General features: G+C 53.7%; 23 protein-coding genes. 9 read left to right on the top strand and 14 right to left on the bottom strand.

Annotation, left to right across the window (positions count from 1 at the left end):
* Positions 1 to 82 precede the first annotated feature (82 nt).
* Together nudK and aegA are read right to left on the bottom strand one after the other, a co-directional pair.
* Positions 83 to 658 carry a GDP-mannose pyrophosphatase NudK gene (gene nudK / locus OGY37_RS09970; RefSeq protein WP_003835070.1) on the bottom strand — a complete coding sequence of 192 codons (576 nt, stop codon included), beginning with the start codon at positions 656 to 658 and terminating at the stop codon, positions 83 to 85.
* A gap of 156 nt (positions 659 to 814) precedes the next feature.
* Entirely contained in the window at positions 815 to 2794 is a 1980-nt protein-coding gene (aegA, locus tag OGY37_RS09965) for a formate-dependent uric acid utilization protein AegA (RefSeq protein WP_286620706.1), read from the bottom strand.
* A 260-nt stretch (positions 2795 to 3054) separates the two neighbouring features.
* Here aegA and narQ point away from each other — a divergent pair, with 260 nt between their 5' ends.
* Both narQ and acrD read left to right on the top strand, forming a co-directional pair.
* Positions 3055 to 4752, top strand: a complete 1698-nt coding sequence (gene narQ / locus OGY37_RS09960; protein WP_126317581.1) for a nitrate/nitrite two-component system sensor histidine kinase NarQ — start codon at positions 3055 to 3057, stop codon at positions 4750 to 4752.
* A 184-nt stretch (positions 4753 to 4936) separates the two neighbouring features.
* Complete coding sequence (gene acrD / locus OGY37_RS09955; protein WP_149384781.1) at positions 4937 to 8050, top strand: multidrug efflux RND transporter permease AcrD; 3114 nt, start codon at positions 4937 to 4939, stop codon at positions 8048 to 8050.
* Between the two features lie 75 nt (positions 8051 to 8125).
* Here acrD and ypfM read toward each other — a convergent pair whose 3' ends face one another.
* Complete coding sequence (gene ypfM / locus OGY37_RS09950) at positions 8126 to 8185, bottom strand: protein YpfM (protein ID WP_001386977.1); 60 nt, start codon at positions 8183 to 8185, stop codon at positions 8126 to 8128.
* Between the two features lie 389 nt (positions 8186 to 8574).
* Between ypfM and OGY37_RS09945 the strand changes: the two genes are divergently transcribed.
* The 3 genes from OGY37_RS09945 to OGY37_RS09935 are packed head-to-tail and all read left to right on the top strand — an operon-like array spanning position 8575 to position 10290.
* On the top strand, positions 8575 to 8931 hold the full coding sequence (locus OGY37_RS09945) for an ArsC family reductase (protein ID WP_286545907.1): 357 nt from the start codon (positions 8575 to 8577) through the stop codon (positions 8929 to 8931).
* 3 nt (positions 8932 to 8934) lie between these two features.
* On the top strand, positions 8935 to 10062 hold the full coding sequence (gene dapE / locus OGY37_RS09940) for a succinyl-diaminopimelate desuccinylase (RefSeq protein WP_148361663.1): 1128 nt from the start codon (positions 8935 to 8937) through the stop codon (positions 10060 to 10062).
* A 27-nt stretch (positions 10063 to 10089) separates the two neighbouring features.
* Positions 10090 to 10290 carry a YpfN family protein gene (locus OGY37_RS09935; protein ID WP_003835080.1) on the top strand — a complete coding sequence of 67 codons (201 nt, stop codon included), beginning with the start codon at positions 10090 to 10092 and terminating at the stop codon, positions 10288 to 10290.
* Between the two features lie 103 nt (positions 10291 to 10393).
* Here OGY37_RS09935 and ypfH read toward each other — a convergent pair whose 3' ends face one another.
* From ypfH to dapA, 6 genes are all read right to left on the bottom strand, one after another.
* Complete coding sequence (gene ypfH, locus OGY37_RS09930; protein ID WP_286620703.1) at positions 10394 to 11092, bottom strand: esterase; 699 nt, start codon at positions 11090 to 11092, stop codon at positions 10394 to 10396.
* Positions 11093 to 11165: 73 nt separating this feature from the next.
* A complete protein-coding gene (locus OGY37_RS09925; RefSeq protein WP_286620701.1) occupies positions 11166 to 13187 on the bottom strand; it encodes a tRNA(Met) cytidine acetyltransferase TmcA in 2022 nt (673 codons plus the stop codon).
* A 15-nt stretch (positions 13188 to 13202) separates the two neighbouring features.
* A complete protein-coding gene (gene ypfJ / locus OGY37_RS09920) occupies positions 13203 to 14066 on the bottom strand; it encodes a KPN_02809 family neutral zinc metallopeptidase (RefSeq protein ID WP_032944186.1) in 864 nt (287 codons plus the stop codon).
* Positions 14067 to 14194: 128 nt separating this feature from the next.
* Positions 14195 to 14908 (bottom strand): phosphoribosylaminoimidazolesuccinocarboxamide synthase, encoded by a 714-nt coding sequence (purC, locus tag OGY37_RS09915; RefSeq protein WP_003835086.1) that lies wholly within the window; start codon positions 14906 to 14908, stop codon positions 14195 to 14197.
* 111 nt (positions 14909 to 15019) lie between these two features.
* Positions 15020 to 16054: an outer membrane protein assembly factor BamC gene (gene bamC, locus OGY37_RS09910; RefSeq protein WP_003835088.1), complete on the bottom strand. Its 1035-nt coding sequence runs from the start codon at positions 16052 to 16054 to the stop codon at positions 15020 to 15022.
* Positions 16055 to 16070: 16 nt separating this feature from the next.
* Positions 16071 to 16949 (bottom strand): 4-hydroxy-tetrahydrodipicolinate synthase, encoded by an 879-nt coding sequence (gene dapA, locus OGY37_RS09905; protein WP_003037957.1) that lies wholly within the window; start codon positions 16947 to 16949, stop codon positions 16071 to 16073.
* A 145-nt stretch (positions 16950 to 17094) separates the two neighbouring features.
* Between dapA and OGY37_RS09900 the strand changes: the two genes are divergently transcribed.
* Positions 17095 to 17667, top strand: a complete 573-nt coding sequence (locus tag OGY37_RS09900; RefSeq protein ID WP_003037954.1) for a glycine cleavage system transcriptional repressor — start codon at positions 17095 to 17097, stop codon at positions 17665 to 17667.
* The gene (bcp, locus tag OGY37_RS09895) at positions 17667 to 18137 is read left to right on the top strand and encodes a thioredoxin-dependent thiol peroxidase (protein WP_003835095.1); all 471 of its coding nucleotides are present in this window, start codon (positions 17667 to 17669) and stop codon (positions 18135 to 18137) included. The genes OGY37_RS09900 and bcp overlap by 1 nt, the downstream gene beginning before the upstream one ends.
* Before the next feature lie 105 nt (positions 18138 to 18242).
* Here bcp and iadA read toward each other — a convergent pair whose 3' ends face one another.
* The 4 genes from iadA to OGY37_RS09875 form a co-directional block, all read right to left on the bottom strand.
* Complete coding sequence (gene iadA / locus OGY37_RS09890; RefSeq protein ID WP_286620699.1) at positions 18243 to 19406, bottom strand: beta-aspartyl-peptidase; 1164 nt, start codon at positions 19404 to 19406, stop codon at positions 18243 to 18245.
* An 11-nt stretch (positions 19407 to 19417) separates the two neighbouring features.
* Positions 19418 to 19879 carry a YjiG family protein gene (locus tag OGY37_RS09885; RefSeq protein ID WP_003835099.1) on the bottom strand — a complete coding sequence of 154 codons (462 nt, stop codon included), beginning with the start codon at positions 19877 to 19879 and terminating at the stop codon, positions 19418 to 19420.
* A gap of 1 nt (position 19880) precedes the next feature.
* On the bottom strand, positions 19881 to 20540 hold the full coding sequence (locus OGY37_RS09880; protein ID WP_286620697.1) for a nucleoside recognition domain-containing protein: 660 nt from the start codon (positions 20538 to 20540) through the stop codon (positions 19881 to 19883).
* A 166-nt stretch (positions 20541 to 20706) separates the two neighbouring features.
* On the bottom strand, positions 20707 to 21771 hold the full coding sequence (locus OGY37_RS09875) for an AI-2E family transporter (protein WP_003037941.1): 1065 nt from the start codon (positions 21769 to 21771) through the stop codon (positions 20707 to 20709).
* Positions 21772 to 21997: 226 nt separating this feature from the next.
* On the opposite strand from OGY37_RS09875, the gene bepA reads away from it, so the two are divergent.
* Positions 21998 to 23461 carry a beta-barrel assembly-enhancing protease gene (bepA, locus tag OGY37_RS09870; protein WP_149281447.1) on the top strand — a complete coding sequence of 488 codons (1464 nt, stop codon included), beginning with the start codon at positions 21998 to 22000 and terminating at the stop codon, positions 23459 to 23461.
* A 123-nt stretch (positions 23462 to 23584) separates the two neighbouring features.
* Positions 23585 to 23944 carry an arsenate reductase (glutaredoxin) gene (gene arsC / locus OGY37_RS09865; RefSeq protein ID WP_003037937.1) on the top strand — a complete coding sequence of 120 codons (360 nt, stop codon included), beginning with the start codon at positions 23585 to 23587 and terminating at the stop codon, positions 23942 to 23944.
* Positions 23945 to 23979: 35 nt separating this feature from the next.
* Here the strand turns inward: arsC and OGY37_RS09860 are convergent, their stop codons facing one another.
* Entirely contained in the window at positions 23980 to 24681 is a 702-nt protein-coding gene (locus OGY37_RS09860) for a DnaA inactivator Hda (RefSeq protein WP_211924219.1), read from the bottom strand.
* Positions 24682 to 24691: the final 10 nt, after the last annotated feature.

Raw genomic sequence — 24691 nt, 5'->3', positions numbered from 1 at the left:
TATCTTCCTTGCGCGACTGATGTGGCTCAATAAGAATCGTCGGATTGGCCGTAAATTTGTAAAGAAATATAAATCCCGCGCATCAGTCCATGAGATGCGATGACTGCAAATAGTTCAGTAATAGCACCGTTTTACCGTCACGGATCTCACCTGTTTTGATCATTTCCAGCGCCTGTGTGAACGGCAGTTCCAGAACTTCAATATCTTCATCTTCCACGCCGCCACCCGCGTTTGCACGCTGGCTGTCACTGTATTGTGCGATGAAGAAGTGGATTATTTCCGTCACACCGCCCGGCGACATGTATAGCTCAAACAGTTTACGTACTTCACCCACTTCAAAGCCGGTCTCTTCAATCGCCTCTTTTCGAATACATGCTTCCGGTTCGTCGTTATCCAGCAGCCCGGCGCAGGTTTCAATCAGTTGACCGTCTTCGTTACCGTTGACCCATGTCGCAACGCGAAACTGGCGGATGAGCACCACCGTTTTCTTCTCCGGGTTATACAGCAGGATTGTGGCGCCGTTGCCACGATCGTAAACCTCACGTTTGTGACGGATCACCTCTCCATTCTTACGGGTCAGGTCATAAGTGATATTGCGCAGGACGAAGTAGTTATCGGAAAGGACTTTATCTTTGATGAGGGTAATTTTTTGCGACATACCGGCTCCACAGCAAGAAGTGAGAAATAATACTACGCTGTGAAACCGGGTTTGTCTTGGAACAATGTAGGCCTGATAAGCAAAGCGCCATCAGGCATTCATGCGGCACATTGCCGGATGGCAACGCTAACGCATTTTATCCGGCCTGCTCGCCGATTAATGAGATTTGACTGATTTTACGCCCAGCCAGTCGACGATCCCCTGGGCGGCGTGCCGCCCTTCCGCCATAGCCGTCACCACCAGGTCTGCACCGCGTACCGCGTCACCACCGGCAAAGATTTTCGGGTTACTGGTTTGATAACGGTATACGCTTTCAACATCGGCGGCAATGCGCCCCCAGTTATCGACCTTAACGCCATGCGACTCCAGCCACGGCATGCCGTGTGGGTGAAATCCAAACGCCATGATCACCGCATCTGCGGGCATAACAAACTCACTCCCGGCGATGGGAACCGGGCGACGACGGCCCTGCGCATCAGGTTCGCCAAGTTGGGTTCGTAAGAAACGCACGCCGCTGACTCGCCCATCGGCATGCAGCACCAGCTCAACCGGCTGGACGTTAAACTCGAAGCTTGCCCCCTCTTCCCGGGCGTTCTTCACCTCTTTTTTTGAGCCGGGCATGTTGGCTTCATCACGACGATAGGCGCAGGTCACCTGGCTTGCGCCATGACGCAGGGCGGTTCGCACACAGTCCATTGCCGTATCGCCTCCGCCCAGCACAACCACGTTTAGTCCGGCGGTATCGATAAACGGTTCTTCAGGCAGTTCCTCCAGCCCCATCACCTGCTTGGTGTTGGCAATCAGGAACGGCAGCGCATCATACACGCCAGGCGCATCTTCATTTGGCAGGTCCGCCTTCATGGAACGATAGGTTCCTACGCCCACGAACACGGCATCGTAATCCTCCAGCAGCTTTTCAAGCGCGACATCCTTACCCACTTCACAGTTAAGTTCAAAATGAATACCCATGGCGCTGAAGATTTCACGGCGACGCGCCAGCAGCGATTTGTCCAGCTTGAAGGCCGGAATACCGAACGTCAGCAAACCGCCAATTTCAGGATGGCGATCGTAAACGGTGGTGCTGACGCCGCTGCGCGCCAGCACATCCGCACAGGCCAGACCCGCCGGACCCGCACCGATGATGGCAACACGCTTGTCCACTTTCTGCACATGGCTTAAGTCCGGTCGCCATCCTTTACTCAGCGCCCGATCGGAGATGTAACGCTCAATATTACCGATGGTGACTGCGCCATGCTCGCTACGCACCGTGCATGCCCCTTCGCAGAGTCGATCCTGCGGGCAAACGCGTCCGGTCACCTCCGGCAGGCAGTTGGTCTGGTGAGAAAGCTCAACCGCCGCGTCGATATTCCCGGCTTTGACCAGTTCAATCCACTGCGGAATGTGGTTATGCAGTGGACAGGTCCATTCGCAGATACTGTGGTCGCCGCATTTCAGGCAGCGAGAGGCTTCGCGCTCCGCCTGTGCCGTACGAAACGGCAGATAGATCTCTTCAAAGCTGGTTTTCCGGGCTTCAATCGCCAGTTTATCCGGCTCCCCACGCGCAGGCGTCGCCTGCATTTGCTCACGTTTAGTGATGACATGTGGAACAAAATCGGTAGTGCTGGCATGCCATGGCTGGCTTTCCAGACTTGCGGCACGTAGCCTGCGCGCTTTTGACAGACCGGTAAGCGAATTTTCCGTCACCAGCTGTAACGCCTGCGCCGGACAGTTCTCTACGCAGGCGGGTCCCTGTTCACGCCCCTGGCACAGATCGCATTTGTGCGCGGTAGCTTTCACCTTCCCTTTGGCGACGGGAGTGAGTACGATCTGCATCGTGCCGAAAGGACAGGCAACGACGCACGATTTACAGCCAATGCACTTTTGCGGGTTCACCTGAATGCTGTCGTTATCATGGCTAATTGCCCCGTTTGGGCAACTTCTGGCGCAGGGTGCATCTTCGCAGTGGTGACAGGTCACCGCGCTGCGCTGCTGCTGATGCTTAATGACGGTAATTCGGGGCTGAAAATGCCGTTGGTCCAGGACATGCTGTTCGCCATTGTGAGCCATGACGCAGGCGACCTCACAGGCATGGCATCCCAGGCACTGCTGGCTATTGACCATAATAAAACGATTCATGGCTTCCTTCTTTTTTGGTTGCAAAAACCTTATTCTTTATAAGAGTGTTATTAACCGACACGGAAGGAAGCGGCAATGTTCATTTGCCCAGGAAGCACAACTATTTATCCAGAACCTGTGGCAGATCAATTTATTTCATCGCATATGAAATTGTGTTTCAGTTACCATCCAGTTTCATGGCGTTTTATTAACATTTATCAAATACACCGCATCGTTCACGCTGTTTTCAGGCGCGACGTGTATTGTGTGAGGATGCACAAGTGACGGTAAAGCGTCCGGTCTCGGCCAGTCTGGCTAAAGCTTTTTTCTACATAGTGCTGCTGTCAATTCTCTCAACGGGTATTGCGCTGCTCACGCTGACCAGCAGCTTGCGAGATGCCGAAGCCATCAACGTTGCTGGCTCGTTGCGCATGCAAAGCTACCGTCTGGGTTACGATCTACAAAGCCAGAGCCCGCAGCTTAACGCCCACCGCCAGCTTTTCCAGCAGGCGCTAAACTCGCCAGCACTACAGAATCTGAACGCGTGGTATGTGCCACAAGCGGTAAAAAGCCGCTATGGACGACTGCATGCTAACTGGCTGGAAATGAACGCCCGCCTGATCGACGGCGATTTGAAATGGTACCAGGCCAACATCAACAACTACGTCGATCAAATCGATCTCTTCGTGCTGGCGTTGCAGCATTATGCCGAACGCAAAGTGATGCTGGTATTTGGCATCTCGCTGGCGGGCGGGATAGGCATATTCACCCTCGTCTTCTTTACCCTGCGGCGCATTCGCCAGCAGGTGGTGCGTCCGCTGAATAAACTGGTGATGGCCAGTCAGCAAATTGAACACGGTCAGTTTGATATCCCACCGCTGGATACCGGTTTGCCCAATGAACTGGGATTGCTGGGCAAAACGTTTAGCCAGATGTCGAGTGAATTACACAAGCTGTATCGTTCGCTGGAAGCGTCTGTGGCCGAGAAAACTCACGATCTCCACGAAGCCAATCGCCGTCTGGAGGTGTTGTATCAGTGCTCCCAGGCGTTAAATACCAGCCAGATTGACGTGCACTGCTTCCGCCATATTTTACAGATCGTCCGCGAACATGACGCCGCGTATTTCCTTGAACTCACCGTCGGTGATAACTGGCGGATTAGCGAAGGGACTAAAAGCCCCGAGCTGCCGATGCAGATCCTGCCTGTCACCATGCAGGAAACCGTCTACGGCGAACTGCACTGGCAAAGTCCAAACGTCAGTGCTTCTACTCCGCTGCTCAACAGCGTCTCCTCGATGCTGGGACGTGGGTTGTACTTCAACCAGGCACAAAAACATTTTCAGCAGCTGTTGTTAATGGAGGAGCGAGCGACGATTGCACGCGAACTGCACGACTCACTGGCGCAGGTGCTCTCTTATTTACGTATTCAGCTCACGCTGCTTAAGCGTTCAATTCCGAAAGATAACGCCCCGGCCCAAAGCATTATGGCGGATTTCTCCCAGGCGCTGAACGATGCCTACCGTCAGCTACGAGAACTGCTCACCACCTTCCGTCTGACCTTACAGCAGGCAGACTTACCCTCCGCCCTGCATGAAATGTTGGAAACGCTGCAAAATCAAACCTCAGCTAAACTCACACTCGACTGTCGGTTACCCACGCTAGCGTTGGATGCTCAAATGCAGGTGCATCTGTTGCAGATCATTCGTGAAGCGGTGCTGAACGCCATTAAACATGCGAGTGCGAGCGAAATTGCCGTCAGCTGCGTAACGGCTCCGGACGGCAACCACACGGTTTATATCCGCGATAACGGCATCGGCATTGGCGAGCCGCATGAGCCTACAGGGCACTATGGACTAAATATTATGCGTGAACGGGCGGAAAGACTGAGCGGCACGTTGACCTTCTCTCAACCTTCCGGAGGGGGAACGTTGGTGAGCATCAGTTTCCGTTCGGCTGAATCAGACAGTGAGCTAACGTAAAGAACCGCAAAGCGCCGTCGAGTCTGGATCCAGGCCTGACGGCGTTGGCACGAAAGGTATGCTGTAAACGGGCATGATAATTTACATTATCTTCTTTTTTTCTCCACGTTTGACCCGTACCTTGCCGCTAAAGTGAAGCAAGCCATACCCATAACGATACGCAGAAACACGAGGTCCTCTTTTAATGGCGAATTTTTTCATCGATCGCCCCATTTTTGCCTGGGTGTTAGCTATCCTGTTGTGCCTGACAGGAGCCCTGGCTATTTTTTCACTGCCCGTTGAGCAATATCCCGATCTGGCACCGCCAAACGTGCGGGTCACCGCCAACTATCCCGGCGCTTCGGCTCAGACTCTGGAAAACACCGTCACCCAGGTTATCGAGCAGAACATGACCGGTCTCGATAACCTGATGTACATGTCATCGCAGAGCAGCGGGACAGGTCAGGCGACGGTTACGTTGAGCTTCGTTGCCGGAACCGATCCTGACGAGGCCGTCCAGCAGGTGCAAAACCAGCTGCAATCGGCAATGCGTAAACTGCCGCAGGCGGTACAGGATCAGGGGGTCACGGTGCGTAAGACCGGGGACACCAATATTCTGACTATCGCCTTTGTCTCCACCGATGGCTCAATGGATAAGCAGGACATCGCCGACTATGTCGCCAGTAACATTCAGGATCCGCTTAGCCGTATTAACGGCGTGGGAGATATTGACGCTTACGGCTCACAGTACTCCATGCGGATCTGGCTTGACCCGGCCAAACTGAACAGTTTCCAGATGACTGCTAAAGATGTGACCGACGCTATCGAGTCACAGAATGCGCAGATTGCCGTCGGACAACTCGGCGGCACGCCTTCGGTGGACAAGCAGGCGCTGAACGCGACGATCAACGCCCAGTCGCTGCTGCAGACTCCGGATGAATTCCGCGCCATTACGCTACGCGTCAACCAGGATGGCTCAGAAGTTAAACTGGGCGATGTGGCGACGGTCGAAATGGGCGCAGAGAAATATGACTATCTCAGCCGCTTTAACGGCAATCCCGCCTCTGGTCTGGGGGTGAAGCTGGCTTCAGGTGCCAATGAAATGGCGACGGCGGAGCTGGTTATCAACCGTCTGAACGAGCTGTCGCAATATTTTCCACACGGGCTGGAATATAAGGTGGCATATGAAACCACCTCCTTTGTCAAAGCCTCAATCATCGACGTGGTAAAAACCCTGCTGGAAGCGATCGCGCTGGTATTCCTCGTGATGTACCTGTTCCTGCAAAACTTCCGCGCCACGCTGATTCCCACCATCGCCGTTCCCGTCGTCCTGATGGGTACCTTCTCCGTGCTTTACGCCTTTGGCTATAGCGTTAATACCTTGACGATGTTTGCGATGGTGCTGGCGATCGGCCTGCTGGTCGATGACGCCATTGTGGTAGTGGAAAACGTCGAGCGTATTATGAGTGAGGAAGGACTCTCTCCGCGGGAAGCGACACGGAAATCGATGGGGCAAATCCAGGGTGCGCTGGTCGGTATCGCCATGGTGCTGTCAGCGGTGTTTATCCCGATGGCCTTCTTCGGCGGCACTACCGGGGCTATTTACCGTCAGTTCTCGATTACTATCGTCTCCGCTATGGTGCTGTCTGTTCTGGTGGCGATGATCCTGACCCCCGCTCTGTGCGCCACCCTGCTCAAACCGCTGCATAAGGGCGAGCATCACGGACAAACCGGTTTCTTCGGCTGGTTTAACCGGATGTTTAATCGCAACGCCGAGCGCTACGAAAAAGGCGTTGCCAGAATTCTGCACCGCAGTCTGCGCTGGATACTGATCTACGGCCTGCTGCTCGGCGGGATGGTTTTCCTGTTCCTGCGCCTGCCAACCTCCTTCCTGCCGCTGGAAGACCGCGGCATGTTTACCACCTCGGTACAGTTGCCCAGCGGCTCCACGCAGCAGCAAACATTGAAAGTGGTTGAGGAAGTGGAGAAGTATTACTTCACCCATGAGAAAGACAACATTATGTCAGTCTTTTCCACGGTCGGTTCTGGCCCTGGCGGGAACGGTCAAAACGTGGCGCGTATGTTTGTCCGCTTAAAAGACTGGGGTGAGCGCGACACCACTACCGGAACCTCTTTCGCCATCATCGAACGTGCGACCAAAGCCTTTAATAAGATTAAAGAAGCCCGCGTCTTCGCCAGCAGCCCTCCGGCTATCAGCGGCCTCGGAAGCTCTGCCGGTTTCGATATGGAGCTGCAGGATCACGCCGGTGCGGGCCATGATGCGTTAATGGCCGCGCGCGACAAACTCATTGAGCTGGCCGGGAAAGACACCTCCCTGACCCGCGTTCGTCATAACGGTCTGGACGACAGCCCGCAGTTGCAAATTGATATCGATCAGCGCAAAGCCCAGGCGCTGGGCGTTTCCATCGACGACATCAACGACACATTGCAAACGGCCTGGGGTTCCAGCTACGTCAATGACTTTATGGACCGGGGCCGTGTGAAGAAGGTTTACGTGCAGGCGGCAGCAAAATATCGCATGCTCCCGGACGACATCAACCTGTGGTACGTACGCAATAACAACGGTGGCATGGTGCCTTTCTCGGCCTTTGCGACTTCACGCTGGGAAACCGGTTCACCACGTCTGGAGCGCTATAACGGCTACTCCGCGGTCGAGATTGTCGGCGAAGCCGCGCCGGGCGTCAGTACCGGTACGGCAATGGACATAATGGAATCGTTGGTGCGCCAGTTGCCGACCGGGTTCGGCCTCGAATGGACGGCGATGTCCTATCAGGAACGGCTGTCGGGTTCTCAGGCCCCCGCCCTGTACGCCATTTCTCTGCTGGTGGTATTCCTGTGTCTGGCGGCCCTGTATGAAAGCTGGTCGGTACCCTTCTCCGTCATGCTGGTCGTGCCGTTGGGGGTTATTGGCGCGCTACTGGCGACCTGGATGCGCGGCCTGGAAAACGATGTTTATTTCCAGGTCGGGTTACTTACCGTTATCGGGCTATCGGCGAAGAACGCAATATTGATTGTTGAATTCGCCAATGAGATGAACGAGAAAGGACACGATCTGCTCGACGCCACGCTCCATGCTTGTCGCCAACGTTTACGCCCAATCCTGATGACCTCACTGGCGTTTATCTTCGGGGTGCTGCCGATGACCATCAGCAGTGGCGCTGGTTCTGGCGGTCAACATGCGGTGGGGACGGGCGTAATGGGTGGGATGATTTCAGCCACAATCCTGGCGATTTACTTCGTTCCCCTGTTCTTTGTGCTGGTGCGCAGACGCTTCCCATTGAAGCCACGCCCAGAATAATCGGACACAAAAAAGGCGACTTACGTTGAGTCGCCTTTTTTTATCCTTTACAGGATATGAATTTCTTCCAGAAAATTATTTACGAAGCATCACTTCGATAAAGTCTTTCCAGTTCCCCAGTTCACGTTCAATCATAACAACCTCTCTTATTATTATGGGCATTCTACGAAATCATCATCATTAAAAGAAGGCAATTTAACCGATGGTTGCGATTGATTCCTCCAGTGTTTGGGGTTTATGTGATCACTATGCGCTATACCCATAAATTTTATGTGACTTACTGCATTATTTTGAAATATTCATACATCATCTACTACTTTTGCAATTCTGATGGAAAAACAGGCTGATGCAAACAGGCAGATTCTGATTTTTAGTTATACGGTATTTTTTGGAGCTTTCAGGAATCATTATTCACTGTTGTTCAACAATGTTATATTTTTCTATAACGATTGAATGACAATATGTATTATTCATTGCCACAGAATAAAAGAATAAATATTCAAATTACGTCAATAAGGATTCAAATGTTCACCCTCTACGGCATTAAGAATTGCGACACGATTAAAAAAGCCAGACGCTGGTTGGAGGCTCAAGGTATTGACTACCGATTTCATGATTATCGCGTCGACGGTCTGGACAACACGCTATTACAGTCCTTTATCAGCGAATTAGGTTGGGAGGCGCTGCTCAATACGCGTGGAACCACCTGGCGTAAACTCGATGAATCCACGCGCAGTCAAATCACCGATGCTGCTTCCGCCGCCGCGTTGATGATTGAAATGCCAGCAATTATCAAACGCCCATTGCTCTGCGCGCCGGGTAAGCCTATGCTGCTTGGTTTCAGTGAATCCAGTTATACTCTGTTTTTTAATGAGGTGTAGTCTATGTCGTGCCCGGTCATTGAGCTGACACAGCAGCTTATTCGCCGTCCTTCCCTGAGCCCGGATGATGCCGGGTGCCAGGCGTTAATGATTGAACGCCTGCGCGCGGTAGGTTTTACCGTTGAGCGAATGGACTTTGGTGACACACAGAATTTTTGGGCATGGCGCGGTAAAGGTGAGACCCTGGCATTTGCCGGTCACACTGACGTAGTGCCTGTCGGCGATGTCGATCGTTGGATTAACCCGCCGTTCGAGCCGACCATTCGCGATGGCATGTTGTTCGGGCGTGGCGCTGCCGATATGAAGGGTTCACTGGCGGCGATGGTCGTGGCCGCAGAACGTTTTGTCGCCCAGCATCCAAACCATCAGGGTCGTCTGGCGTTTTTGATAACGTCTGACGAAGAAGCCAGCGCTAAAAACGGCACCGTGAAGGTGGTTGAAGCGCTGATGGCGCGTAATGAACGACTGGATTATTGTCTGGTGGGTGAGCCGTCCAGCACGGAGATCGTTGGCGACGTGGTGAAAAATGGACGTCGTGGTTCACTGACCTGCAACCTGACCATTCACGGCGTGCAGGGCCACGTGGCCTATCCGCATCTGGCCGATAACCCGGTACACCGCGCGGCCCCCATGCTCAATGAACTGGTGGGGATTGAGTGGGATCAAGGTAACGAATTCTTCCCGGCAACCAGCATGCAGATTGCCAATATCCAGGCCGGAACCGGCAGCAACAACGTTATCCCTGGAGAACTGTTTATCCAGTTCAACTTCCGTTTCAGCACTGAGCTGACCGATGAGATGATTAAAGCACGGGTTCACGCGCTGCTGGAAAAACATCAGCTGCGTTATACCGTCGACTGGTGGCTTTCCGGTCAGCCGTTCCTGACCGAACGCGGTAAACTGGTGGATGCAGTGGTGAACGCCATTGAGCACTATAATGAGATTAAACCGCAGTTACTGACTACAGGCGGGACGTCCGACGGGCGTTTTATTGCCCGCATGGGGGCGCAGGTAGTAGAACTTGGGCCGGTCAACGCCACTATTCATAAAATTAATGAATGTGTTAATGCCGCCGACCTGCAGCTGCTTGCCCGTATGTATCAACGTATCATGGAGCAACTCGTCGCCTGATGAGTGTTCCTGTAAGAGGAAATGAGCATGGACTGGCTGGCAAAATATTGGTGGATTCTGGTGTTGGTGTTTCTGGTAGGCGTGCTGCTGAACGTGATTAAAGATCTCAAGCGCGTCGATCACAAGAAATTTCTTGCCAACAAGCCGGAGCTTCCCCCGCATCGTGACTTTAACGATAAATGGGATGACGACGACGATTGGCCGAATAAGGACCAACCGAAGAAATAATTAATAGGCAGATAAGTCCCGTAGGCCCGGTAAGCGTTAGCGCCACCGGGCGTTACGTGCCGGATGGCAACGCTTCGCGTTTTATCCGGCCTACGGTGATCAATCAGATCATGGCAATCACATCATCATCGTGAGGCTTACCGCCGCTCAGCGCTTCATCAAAGTAGTGCTTCGGTACGGTAAAACGCAGATGATCGAGCGCAAACTGCATGCTGCGTTCATCAATGGCGTGCCCCAGATTTTCGACGATATCCAGCGTCACGTCTCCACCAGCGCGCATTAACGCTTCCTGCGCGGCAACGGCATGAGATAACTCAATTACCCGGTCTTCACCACCGTGAATCAAATGCACCGTCGTCGCGGTGGTTGCAGCCTCTGGCAAGGTGGCATAGCGGCCATTGAAGGCGATGACCCGCGATGCCAGCCCCGGCTCAGCTTTGATGCTCTCAAGTGACATAATCGCCCCCTGAGAAAAGCCAATCAGCGCGGTTGCCTGCGGCGAAACGCCGCTGTGCTTCTGCCAGTAGCGCACGGTTTCGATAAATACCGGCATAATGGCGTCAACACGTTCCTGACGATTCTCTTCAGTTACGCCCTGCACCGAAAACCACTGACGTCCGGACGTCGTACCGTAAGGCTCTGCCCCGCCAATGCTAACGATTAGCGCATCCGGAAACAGCGGCGCAAACCAGGAGCCAATTTCACCCATGGCAACCGGGTTATCGCCGACGCCATGAAACAGCAGCAGTAGCTGTTGAGCGGGTTTATCGGGACTTTGAACAACAAAATGGTCATGTTTCATGGCGATCTCCTTAACTGATGAGATTCATTCTACGCCGCTTAACCGCAATGACCATGCCAGGAAATTGAAGAAGTTAGTGAAAAAATTGCCATTGCATAATGCGATTATGTAGCCGCTGTTCACGCTCTGCATCCAGCTGATTTAATGCCTGCGCCGCTTCGGCGCGCTGAATGACCAGCAACGCTTTACGACCAGAAATCTTGAGCTGTTGGCACAATTCGGCGTCGCTACGTTTAGCCTGTATGCGTCCGCGTAATGCCGGAAGAGGTAACTCACTGTGCTCAAGCAGACGACTCAGACAGCCTAGCGACGTCAATAATGGCCGATGCGCGAAGGCAAACCCAGCCAGCTCAGCCCAGTCATCCTCATTAAGCGTAGCTTCTTTCAGAGGGACCAGCGGAATGTTCTCACCGTTCCATCGCGCAAGGATTTCCGCATCACGACGCAAATGCTGGTGCTCCCGCTCGGCAAGGCGTTTCCCCGCTTCGCTAATGGGAAGTAACGCCATGGCGGTATAACAGCCGCTGCTGGCTTCCCGATGATTTCCCATTCGCACCAGCACAAAACCGCAGCGCTGCCAGAAACGCCATAGTTCAGCCGTATACCCAAAACTGACCGACAGATAGTCACACGATGTGGAATAGCGGTGGGCCAGCATAATCAGCTGTTGCCCAATACCTTCTCTTTGGCGCGCAGGATGAACCGCAATTCGACTGACCCGTCTCCCGACGAGCGTCGCCGCCAACGGGTCACCACCGTGCGCCGCCAGCGACTGCGCAACCAGATTCCCTCTCGGTCGACGATATCCGGCCCAGACGGCCTGGCTTAATTCCGCGGATAGTCCCCCTTCATCGACCAACCAGACAGCCCCCGCCACTGAGTCAGCGGTTGATGCCTGAAGAAAATGCTGACCAGGCGCGTCCATCATCCGCCGCAGGTCCAATGGCGAGGTGCGATAATGCGCTCCAGAAAGCAGCAGGTATACCGCTAACGGCAGCGCCGGATTAGCATGCCAGCACTGTTGCTCAAATGCCGAGAAGTGAAGCTCTCCCAATGGGGCATGCGTGAACGTTTCATCATCAAACACCAGCGCATCGCTGACGATTTGCTCCAGCGGACATCCCTGCGCCCAGCGTACCGGTTGCTGCAACTCATAGCGTTGAAGATTGGGGAAGCGGGCACAGAATTTCAGCAAGAAGCCTCTCCCCGTTCCCTCGTAGCCTTGTACTGTAGTGGTTAACAGCGTACGAGGAAAACGCGCCACCAGTTGGTGCAGCAGCGGCGCGGGGATCGCGGCGGCTTCATCCACAATCAGCCAGTCTGCGATTGCAGAACTGCTTAACAGCGCATCCGGGGCCATAAAACGGTAACGCTCTCCGGCAAATTGCGCCAGCACATCGGTTGCCGCTTTGGCAGGCGCTGTCACAATCGCAGTGCCGTTAATCCGCGCTATGAGTTGCCCTGCCAGAGCGGACTTGCCCCGACCCCGTGCGGCCGTCACCGCAACCACACCGGGAGGCATAGCCAGCAAATGATTTAATATCATCGCCTGTTCTGGCTGGGGTTCGCCGGTTGCCGCGTGCCAGGCTGCGCGAGCAGGAAAATGCGGACAGGCAACCGGCTGATGCTGATGCTGTTGCCAGTGCAGAGCCTGTCTATCGCGGGAAATCACCCGTTTGACGTGTTCAATAAAGTGCGGTGTAGGGATAGGTTCAGCACAATCGCTCCAGCGTAGTGAATCCGCGTCCGGATGCGTGTGCCAGGAATGCCAGGGTGGGGTCAGCAATACCAGCCAACTGCCAGCAAGCAGTGTGCCGCTTAAGGCGGCAAACGCCGCAGCGTCAAAACCTTGCCTGGCGTCAAAAACCGCATGACGAAACTCGCGCCCTAATAATGTTTTTAGCGCCTGCGGCGTACAGCACGGCTCGGTAGGGGCTTGCTCCCCTACCCACAGCCAGTCGCCGGGTAACGTGCTGCGTAGCGCTAATGCCTGTTCCTGACACCAGTTATCCTCGCCGCTGATAATCAGCAGACGACGGATCCCATCGTGGGTCATTTGTTCGGTTAACGCGCTCAGCGCCGTGTTATCGGACATCCCTGCCTCAGTATCTTAAATACCTTTACCAAAAGTATTACATTGCCCCGGATCGCCGCTGTCAAAACCGCGTTTGAACCAGGTAAAACGCTGTTCAGAGGTTCCGTGAGTAAAGCTGTCCGGCACGACGCGTCCTTGTCCCTGCTGTTGCAGACGATCGTCACCAATGGCCTGTGCGGCGTTCAGTGCCTCTTCCAGGTCACCAGACTCCAGTACGCCCTGCTGCTGCATGCTGTGGCCCCAGACACCGGCAAAGCAGTCTGCCTGCAGTTCCATTCGAACGGAAAGACGGTTCACTTCTGCCTGTGAGGCATTCTGCTGCATCTGACGAACTTTAGGTTCAATACCCAGCAGTTTCTGCACGTGGTGACCCACTTCATGGGCGATAACATAGCCCTGAGCAAAATCACCATCAGCGCCCAGCTTGTTTTTCATGTCGTCATAGAATGAAAGGTCGATGTAAACCGTACCATCTGCCGGGCAATAAAATGGCCCCATCACGGACTGACCCGCGCCGCAGCCGGTACGCGTCGCGCCCCGGTACATCACCAGCTTCGGCTGTTGGTAGGTGCGACCCATTTTTTCAAACTGCTGTCCCCAGGTATCTTCTGTTGTAGCCAGAATCACCGAGGTAAATTTTGCCGCTTCATCATCGTTTGGGCTGATGGAGCGTGATGATTGCTGTTGGGAGACCGGCTGGCCAGTCATTAGCCCGGTGAGATCCACGCCATAGTAACCCGCCACCAGCACCACAATCAGCAGGATGATGCCTCCTTTACCACTGGGCAGACGAAAACCAGGCCCACCCATAGAGGGGCCGCCAGAGCTGTTTCGTCTGTCTTCCACGTTGTCACTTTCACGACGCCCTTGCCAGCGCATAATCACCTCAACTTTTTATTCATTATGATGATGATCGTAGGCGGTTCGGAACAGGATTACCATAAGAAATAGTAATCAAATCAGGTGGGGTTAATGAGCCGGAGAGCGATCGCCGGCTCAGGGGAAGATTAGTCTAACTTCACACCCAGGCGATGCGCGACGGCTTCATAGGCTTCGATCAGGCCGCCCAGACTCTGGCGGAAGCGATCTTTGTCCATTTTATCCAGCGTTTCTTTGTCCCACAGGCGGCTACCGTCCGGTGAGAATTCATCACCCAGGACCACTTCACCTTTATACAAACCAAACTCAAGTTTGAAGTCGACCAGAATCAGACCAGCATCATCAAACATCTTTTTCAGCACGTCGTTAGCTTTGTAGGTCAGCTCTTTCATACGTGCCAGATTCTCTTTGCTCACCCAACCAAAAGTTTCGCAATAGGAATCGTTAATCATTGGATCGTGCATAGCATCGTTTTTCAGGAACAGATCAAACAGCGGCGGATTCAGTTCAATACCTTCCTCAACGCCTAAACGCTTAACCAGAGAGCCTGCCGCGCGGTTACGTACCACACATTCAACCGGTACCATCTCCAGTTTTTTCACCAGACATTCGGTATCAGAAAGCAGTCGCTCCATCTGGGTAGGAATACCCGCTTCTTGCAGTTTAGTCATAATGAAATGGTTGAATTTGTTGTTCACCATGCCTTTACGGTCAAACTGTTCAATGCGCGCGCCATCCCCTGCTGACGTATCATTGCGGAATTCGAGCACCAACAGGTCCGGGTTTTCCGTGCTGTATACGGTCTTCGCTTTACCACGATACAACTCAGCTTGCTTTTGCATCTTTATTACTCCTGGGTGTGAATTAACGATAAATATTGCGTTTTTCTGCCGACGCACACGTTTGCGTATCATATCAGAAAAAAAGGGCTGGAGTTATCCAGCCCTTTATTTTTACTTACTGAACGCTGCCTGGAAGACGGCGACCAGCGCGTCGTTCTGGCTTTGCGTCAGGGTATGCCCCTTCGGATCGATAAACTGCAAGCTACTGCGGTTGTCTAAATCACCGACCTGCAGTTTATAGTCGCCGGATACCAGACCCGGGTCGCTTGCACCCAACTCCTGCCAGTTGCTATCGGACAGTGGTTTGTAGGTCACCGCGATGCTGCCCTGAGAACGGGTGCTGTCGGTTACCTTCATCCCCACTTTCTCAAGCGCTGCCGGCAGACGCTGCCACACCACGTTGAACGGCCCGCGTACCACCAGCATTGGTAAACCGGTGTCATCGGCGGCGCTCTGAACATCCATGGTGGCTGCAGAGCGGTTCTGCGCGGCATTCGCGGCGTCGGTGGCGTTCTTATCCAGACCAGCAGAGATAACGTTCATCATCTCAGCGCTGTAGCGCTGCATTGATGCCGCATCGGCTACGGGTTTACCCGCCTGCTCGAGGTTAACCAGTTTCACCGTTACCGCTTGCTGATAGCCCTGCGGTTTAACCGAGATTTGATAACGTCCACGGTACTGCTCGTCTTCATCCAGACGGTTCCAGTCAACCCAGTCGGTGGTCAACGTCTGGCTGGCATCATCACGTTTGGTGATCGTGTAGTTTTTAGACTGAATGACGCTAACGACCTGCGGCCACAGTGTGTTGCCACGACCGTTTTCCACCAGTAATGTCGACGTATCACCCGCGATCTGTGTGCGAGCACCGGTGACTAATGCTAACGGCTGAGCCGGTGGACGAATATCCAGCGCTTTACCCACGGCACCACTGCCGTTGGTTACCGGGATATTATAGTCGCCCGACATAACCGGCAAAATCATCCCAGCTGGAGCATGAAGCTCAGCAAGCGGTGCGGCCTCCAGATAGGATTCATCACCGCTCACCTGGCGCTTATAGCGCGAGTCAGAGCTACAGGCCGCGAGCAACATAACAAGCGAAACACCCGCAACCTTGGCCAGGCGCGACTTTTGTACTGAGTAAGCCATCAAATCTCCCTAAACTTTACAGCAAACCGGCATGCTTAAGCGCCGCTTTGACGATTTCACGAGCATTGTCCGTGATTGGCGTCATCGGCAGACGTAGCGTATCGGTCGCCACAAGTCCCAACTCCTTACACGCCCATTTCACGGGAATAGGATTGGGTTCGACAAATAGTTTGTTGTGTAACGGCATCAGACGCTGGTTAATCACCCGCGCCTCGGCAAATTGCCCGGCTGCCGCCAGTTTGCACATTTCAGCCATATCACGTGCCGCAACGTTAGACGTTACGGAAATCACGCCATGACCACCGAGCTGCATAAAATCCAGTCCGGTCGCGTCATCACCGCTGAGCAGAATAAAGTCGTCCGAAACCAGCTCTTTGATCTGGTGAACGCGACTTAAGTTCCCCGTGGCCTCTTTAATAGCGATAATATTTTTAACTTTCGCCAGACGACCAACGGTTTCCGGCAGCATATCGCAGCCAGTACGGGACGGCACATTATACAGAATTTGCGGCAGGTCAGTATGCTCAGCGATGGCTTTGAAATGCTGGAACAAACCTTCCTGGGTTGGGCGGTTGTAGTAAGGCGTCACCGTCAGGCAGCCGACAACACCGCTGTCGTTGAAACGCTGCGTCAGACTAATGGCTTCCGCGGTCGCATTGGCGCCGGTTCCGGCAATCACCGGAATACGCCCGTCAGCCAGTTCCAGCGTCATCATCACCACATCGCCATGTTCATCATGACTCAGGGTGGCGGACTCACCGGTGGTGCCAACAGAAACGATCGCCGAGGTGCCGCTGGCGACATGATAATCAATCAGTTTTTTCAGGCTCGACCGGCAGACTTTACCTTTCTCATCCATCGGCGTAACAAGCGCGACAATACTTCCCGTGAACATGGGCCATCCTCTGTGCAAACAAGTGTCTCAATGGTACGTTTGGTACGACAATAAAAGCAAGCGACCAGAGCCGTTCTGATTGTTGTATGCATGTTTTTTTTATGCTTTCCTTATGATTACCTCACCGCTCAAAGGAAGAACAGGTTTGACATCGTCATCGCAACACTATCTGGTCATTACTGCGCTGGGTGCCGATCGCCCAGGAATTGTGAACACCATCACGCGTCATGTCAGCAGTTGCGGCTGTAATATCGAAGACAGCCGACTGGCCATGCTGGGTGATGAGTTCACGTTTATCATGTTGCTGTCGGGAACCTGGAATGCCATCACCCTGATTGAATCAACCCTGCCATTAAAAGGCGCAGAGCTGGATTTACTCATTGTGATGAAGCGCACGACCGCGCGCCCCCGTCCGGCAATGCCTGCTACGGTATGGGTGCAGGTCGATGTCCCTGATTCTCCCCATTTGATTGAACGCTTCACCGCTCTGTTTGACAGCCACCAAATGAATATTGCGGAACTGGTTTCACGCACGCAACCGGCTGAGAATGGAAAGGCGGCGCAGTTGTTTATTCAAATTACCGCACATAGTCCTGCGTCACATGATTCGGCAAATATTGAAGATGCGTTTAAAGCACTCTGTACAGAACTCAATGCGCAAGGCAGTATTAACGTCGTCAATTACTCACAGCATGATGAACAGGATGGAGTTAAGTAATGAACCCACTGAAAGCCGGTGATATCGCACCGAAATTTAGCTTGCCGGATCAAGACGGAGAACAAGTAAATTTAACCGACTTCCAGGGACAGCGTGTTCTGGTTTATTTTTACCCGAAAGCCATGACACCCGGCTGTACCGTACAGGCCTGCGGCCTGCGCGATAACATGGATGAGTTAAAAAAAGCGGGTGTTGAAGTGCTGGGGATCAGCACTGACAAACCAGAGAAGCTTTCCCGATTCGCGGAGAAAGAAGTCCTGAATTTCACGCTCCTGTCCGATGAAGATCATCAGGTTTGCGAGCAGTTCGGCGTCTGGGGTGAGAAGTCATTTATGGGCAAAACCTACGATGGCATCCACCGCATCAGCTTCCTGATTGATGCCGAAGGGAAAATTGAGCATGTGTTTGATGACTTCAAAACCAGCAACCACCACGACGTGGTAATGAACTGGCTGAAAGAGAACGCCTGACCGTGAAATGCCGGATGGCGGTGTGAACGCCTTATCCGGCCTACAAATGCACGCACGTATGCCGGATAAGACGTTAGCGTCGCCATCCGGCAGATGACCGCCCGGTTACTCAAACGTCCCTTTCACGCACGCTTTCTGCTCTTTCACCACGGCTTTTCCCTTCGCCCACAGGTGATGAACTTCCAGCGCGTCGTTGAGCACCAGAATGTCCGCATCGCATCCCACCGCCAGACGCCCTTTATGCTCCAGTGCCAAAAATTCTGCGACCGTACGCGTCAGCGGACACAGCGCCTGTTCCAGCGGTATGGCATGAACCGTCACCAACTGGCGCACCGTCTCAGCCAGTGATTCAAACCCCGCGACACCGATGCCGGTGAGATTGCCAAGCTCATCAAATTCCGGCTGGCTGCCGTTGCCATCCGAGCTAAGGGTAATGCGCGACAGCGGCACGTTCTGGCGCAGCGCCGTGGCGATAGCCGTGGCCGGGTCGACGGGCTCATCAATGCTGCTGGTAATGTCGATATAACCGCCTTTACGGGCATACTCCAGCGCCGCCTGGAACAACGGTTCCGCACGGTTAACGTGTGTCGGCAACAGTTTAGTAATCGGCACATCGCAGCAGTCGAGGATCTGGTACAACGGTTCCAGCATGCGCGGGCTGTCGCCCATATGGAAAACGCTGATCCCCGGTTTGCGCCCTAACAATCCGCCGACACGCGACTGCGCCGCCATATTTGCCAGCGCCGAGGTATCCGGGGCTGAGGAACGATGGTCCGAAACCGCACATTTCACACCAATAACTTTATCAATCAGCGCCACATCGCGATCGATACTGCCGGTGATCGTCGGGGAAGGCAGAGAATACGCCCCGGTCAGCATCCATGCGCTGATGCCTTCAAACTCCAGCGCGCGGGTTTTTGCCAGCAGCGATTCCGGGTGACGGGTAATGCCATCGGTACCCAGCAAACCCACCACCGACGTGACGCCAGCTTCAACCAGCCGTGACAAGCGCACTTCCGGGGTGCGGGTATGCGGCCCCGCCTCCCCACCGCCGCCAATAAGATGGACGTGTTGATCGATAAATCCTGGGCATACAATCGCGCCGTCAAGATTGATACACTCGCAACCGGGAAAGTCTTCAGGAGAAATTGACGGGGCGATGGCAACAATTTTGCTGCCGGAGACCAGTATATCCTGTCGCTCTAAATCTTCCGGCGCATACACGTGTCCCTGCTGGAACAACGTCAAATCAAGAATTGAACAGTTCATAACCTTCCTTGTCAGGCAATAACCTGCATAACCCAAATAGAGAGCAGCGCATTAATGACGCATACCGCAATAATTAGCGGGTAATAACGAGGATGAACCCCCGCGGTCCCCAGACAACGGCCCACATTTTGCACCGGATTTCCCATCAGGTAGATAGCCGGTAACAACACCGTGGCATCATGTCCCGAAAGCGTACCGGCGACAACCAGGCTGGCGCACACGCCGACGCCGCCTCCCATACTCATCACCGCTGCCAGCAGCACAGTGGCAGATTCCCCCGGCAGCCCCCACAGCGCCATTACCGGCTCGCATACCCGCCCGACAACCTCGAGCAGCCCTGTCACCTTCAGCGCCTGAATAATCACAAACGCCATCACCACGTTAGGCAACAGACTGGTTGTTGCAATGGTAAACCCGCGCCGTGCGCCATCAATAAACATATCCATGACGTTTTTACGTACCTGTGTTGTCATCTCACGCCTCCTGCTGCATACGGCGATTTTCCAGCTGCGCGATCCATACACGCAACAGGTTCGCGCCCACAAATTTGAAGACAAGGATCACCGCCAGCGGCGTAATCACCGGAACGGTCACCATCGTAAACAGCGCTGCGCCAGAAGAAAAATAGTTGGTAATGCACGCGCTGCCGCTGGTTTGCCAGCAGGCAAAAATAGCGCGTTCCTGCTCTGTGATAATGCCCTCTTCCGCCATTTCTTTGGTCATCCCGGCCGCGGCATCGGTATTTTGCAAATTCGCAATCAACGCCAGCGAACAAATACCCGGAATGCCCAGTAACGGACGCAGGGCCGGCGTCATCAGCTGTTGTGCCGCGCGCAACCCACCCAACCCTTCGGTGACAGAAATAATCCCAAGCGAAAGAATGACGGAAGGTGCCAGCTCAAGCGCGAATAAGAAACCGTCTTTGGCCCCCATCCCTCCAGAGCCACGAAAAGAGACCGCCGTGCCGCCCGCAGCATTAATCTGCCCAAACGCACCGTTGAGGACGGTGAAGTCAAAGACCCGCCACCATTCGGTACTTTTCGCAAACATGCCGGAAAAAAGAATAATCGTAATAAAAAAAGCGAGATAACCGCCCCATCCCACCTTTTGCTGCGTGTGTGTGCTGTGACCCATTTTGTTCTCCTGTTGGCCTTAATCCTTGTGTGACTAAAAGACATCACGATGGTCAAGTTAAAGACAAACGCGGAGAAAAACGACACCAGAGGAGATTATTCAGAAAGAGTGGATAGAGGTCAGACAAGTTCAGATCCGGCGACATGATATCGCCGGATCTTGCAGATTAGGGTTCGTCAACGACCTGACCATCCGGCCAGGCATGCATTACCGCTTTGATTAACGTCGCCAGAGGAATCGCAAAGAATACGCCCCAGAATCCCCACAAACCGCCGAAAATCACCACGGAGAGAATAATGACCAGTGGATGCAGATTGACCGCCTCGGAGAACAGCACGGGAACCAGCAAATTGCCGTCCAGCGCCTGGATTATCAGGTACACGGCAAAACAGCTCCAGAACTCAGTGCCAAGGCCAAACTGGAACAGCGCCACGCCAACCACCGGAATCGTCACCACAAAAGCGCCGATATACGGGATCAGCACAGAGAACCCGACCAGCACCGCCAGCAGCAGCGAATAGTTGAGACCAAACAGCAGGAAGCCGAGCCAGGTCGCTACGCCGACCACCACCATTTCCAGCACCTTTCCGCGGATATAGTTGGTGATTTGCTGATTCATCTCTTTCCATACCTGCCCAGCCAGCCCGCGGTTACGCGGCAGCACCCGGCGCACGGCGTTCAGCATCTGTCCTTTATCTTTGATCAGGAAGAACACCATCAATGGGACAAGAACAAGATAGACCGCCAGGGTCAGCAATCCAACCAGTGAGGCTAACGAATATTTCACCACCGAATCGCCCATGGTGAGCATTCGCGAGCGCATATTTTCCGCCATCGCATCAATGATGCCTGCATCCATCAGCGCCGGGTAACGTCGTGGCAAGGTGGCGGCAAAATCAGACAATTTATTGAGCATGCCGGGCATGTCGCGGATCAGGTAAATTCCCTGCTGCCACGCAACGGGCATCACCACAAAGGCCATCAGCAGTAAAATACCGACAAACACCACCAGCACAATCGATGTCGCCCAACGCCGGGAACAACCAATATGTTCCAGCCGCACTGTCGGCCATTCAAGCAGGTACGCCAGCACAATGGCGACCAGCAGCGGCGCCAAAAGGCCGCTAAAGAAAAACAGGATGCCAAAACCGGCAACAAGAATAATCAGCAGGGCGATGGCTTCGGGGTCGCTAAAGCGGCGACGATACCATTGCATCAACATTTCGAGCATAAAACCCTTCCATGAACCCAATAGCGGGATTGCGATCCCGAATTGTATCGAAATGTCACAAAAAAGACTTCGCTTTTTATGGCTGATTACGCAAAGTGAAAAGACATTTTTCCTGGGTGTTCATCGTCAGGTTTCGCAGTTACACTCCGTAAGCTTGCGGAGTGTGAACGATACTTCACAGCATCGGTCAAATGGCTATCTCAAAAAAGAATACAGGACAGAGGTTATGTTCAGGCAGTTGAAAAAAAACCTGGTTGCTACCCTCATTGCCGCACTGACTATCGGTCAGGTTGCGCCCGCATTTGCTGATACTGCGGACACCCTGCCTGATATGGGAACGTCGGCAGGCAGTACGCTTTCCATAGGACAGGAAATGCAGATGGGCGATTATTACGTACGCCAACTGCGCGGCAGTGCGCCATTAATTAACGATCCATTGCTCACCCAATACATTAATGCGCTGGGGATGCGTCTGGTCTCGCACGCCGACTCGGTAAAAACGCCCTTCACCTTCTTTTTGATTAACAACGATGAAATCAACGCCTTTGCTTTCTTTGGCGGCAACGTTGTCCTGCACTCTGCACTATTTCGCTATTCCGACAACGAAAGCCAGCTGGCATCGGTTATGGCGCACGAAATTTCCCACGTTACGCAGCGTCACCTGGCGCGTGCCATGGAAGATCAGAAACGCAGCGCGCCACTAACGTGGGTTGGTGCGTTAGGTTCAATTTTATTAGCAATGGCCAGCCCGCAGGCGGGTATGGCGGCGCTGACCGGTACGCTGGCGGGTACACGTCAGGGAATGATCAGCTTTACGCAGCAAAACGAACAGGAAGCAGACCGCATCGGTATTCAGGTACTGCAACGCTCGGGATTCGATCCCCAGGCCATGCCAACGTTCCTGGAAAAACTACTCGACCAGGCTCGTTACTCTTCGCGTCCGCCGGAAATTTTGCTGACTCACCCCCTGCCGGAAAGCCGTCTGTCTGATGCCCGTAACCGCGCCAACCAGATGCGCCCGGTGGTCGTCCAGTCGTCAGAAGATTTTTATCTGGCTAAGGCACGAACCTTGGGCATGTACAACTCTGGTCGTAACCAGTTAACCGATGACCTGCTGAGTAACTGGTCGAAAGGCAACGTACGTGAGCAACGTGCGGCGCAGTATGGCCGGGCATTGCAGGCGATGGAAGCCAGTAAATATGACGAGGCGCGTAAAGCGCTGCAACCGCTGCTGGCGGCAGATCCTAACAATGCCTGGTATCTCGACCTGGCAACGGATATCGATCTCGGCCAGAAGAAAACCAGTGATGCCATTAACCGCCTGAAAAACGCCCGCGACCTGCGCACTAACCCGGTTCTGCAGCTCAACCTGGCGAATGCCTATTTACAGGGTGGACAAGCCAAAGAGGCGGCGACCATCCTGAATCGCTATACGTTTAACCATAAAGATGACCCTAACGGCTGGGATCTGTTAGCGCAAACGGAAGCCAACCTGAGCAACCGCGATCAGGAGCTGGCGGCGCGCGCGGAGGGGTATGCCCTCGCGGGACGTCTGGATCAGGCTATTTCGATGCTCAGCAGCGCAAGTTCTCAGGTGAAACTGGGTAGCCAGCAGCAGGCCAGATACGATGCCCGTATTGACCAGCTACGCCAGCTGCAAGAACGCTTTAAACCGTACACGAAGATGTAATTATCGAACCTTTGCCGGATGGCGACGCTGTAGCGTCTTATCCGGCCTACGTCAGACGCAATATGTAGGCCGGATAAGGTCTTTTGGCCGCCATCCGGCAGTATTGTTATGCAAGGAGAAGTCATGTCAGACGCGATTAAAATCTACCATAACCCACGCTGCTCCAAGAGCCGTGAAACGCTGGAATTACTGAAGTCCAACGGCGTGGACCCGGAAGTGGTGTTGTATCTGGAAACGCCGGCTGATGCAGCAACCCTGCGTGAACTGCTGCAAATGCTCGGTATGTCCAGCGCGCGTGAACTGATGCGCCAGAAAGAGGATCTTTATAAGTCGCTTAACCTGGCGGACAAAAATCTGAGTGAAGATGCGCTGATTCAGGCAATGGTGGAAAACCCGAAACTGATGGAGCGCCCGATCGTGGTTGCCAAAGGTCAGGCTCGAATTGGACGCCCGCCGGAGCAGGTACTGGAAATCGTCGGTTAACTTGCAACCTGCCGCAGTCTTCCCGGCTGCGGCGCTTACAGCTTCAGAATTTCTTTTACGAAAGGAATAGTCAGCTTACGCTGGGCGGTGATTGAAGCATGATCAAGCTGATCCAGCGTCATAAACAGCGTACGCATTTCTCGATCCAGACGCTTTAGCAGAAAACGTCCCACATCTTCCGGCAGTTCAAATCCACGAAGTCTGGCGCGTAATTGCAACGCCTGCAGCTTATCTTCATCAGAAAGTGGTTGCAGCTTGTAGATTTGTCCCCAGTCCAGGCGCGAGGCGAGATCCGGCAACCCCAGATTCAGCTGTCTTGGTGGACGATCGCCGGTGATCAGCAGGCGCGTTTTCCCCGACTCCAGAATGCGGTTGTAAAGATCAAAAATCGCCATTTCCCACAGCGAATCACCAGCCACACATTCGATGTTATCGATGCATACCAGCGATAAATGCTCCATCCCGTCGAGCACCTCGGGGACGAACCAGGTGCGTTTGTCGAGCGGCACGTAGCCTACCGCATCGCCGCGCGCGGAGAGTTCCGCACAGGCTGCATGCAGCAAATGACTACGGCCAGCGCCTTCACGCGACCAGAGATAAATATACCCGCTATGTTCCTGACGCAGCACGTTTTGCAGTGCAGCCAGTAAAGAGGAGTTATCCCCCGGCCAGAAACTTGCGAAAGTTTCGTCGTCAGGAAGATAAAGTGGCAAAGAGAGCTGTGCCGGTGTGTTCAGAGATACCTCA

Origin of the sequence: Citrobacter sp. Cpo030 (assembly GCF_030333005.1) — a bacterium.
GTDB lineage: Bacteria > Pseudomonadota > Gammaproteobacteria > Enterobacterales > Enterobacteriaceae > Citrobacter > Citrobacter portucalensis.
This window is presented reverse-complemented; position numbering and strand designations above follow the sequence as displayed.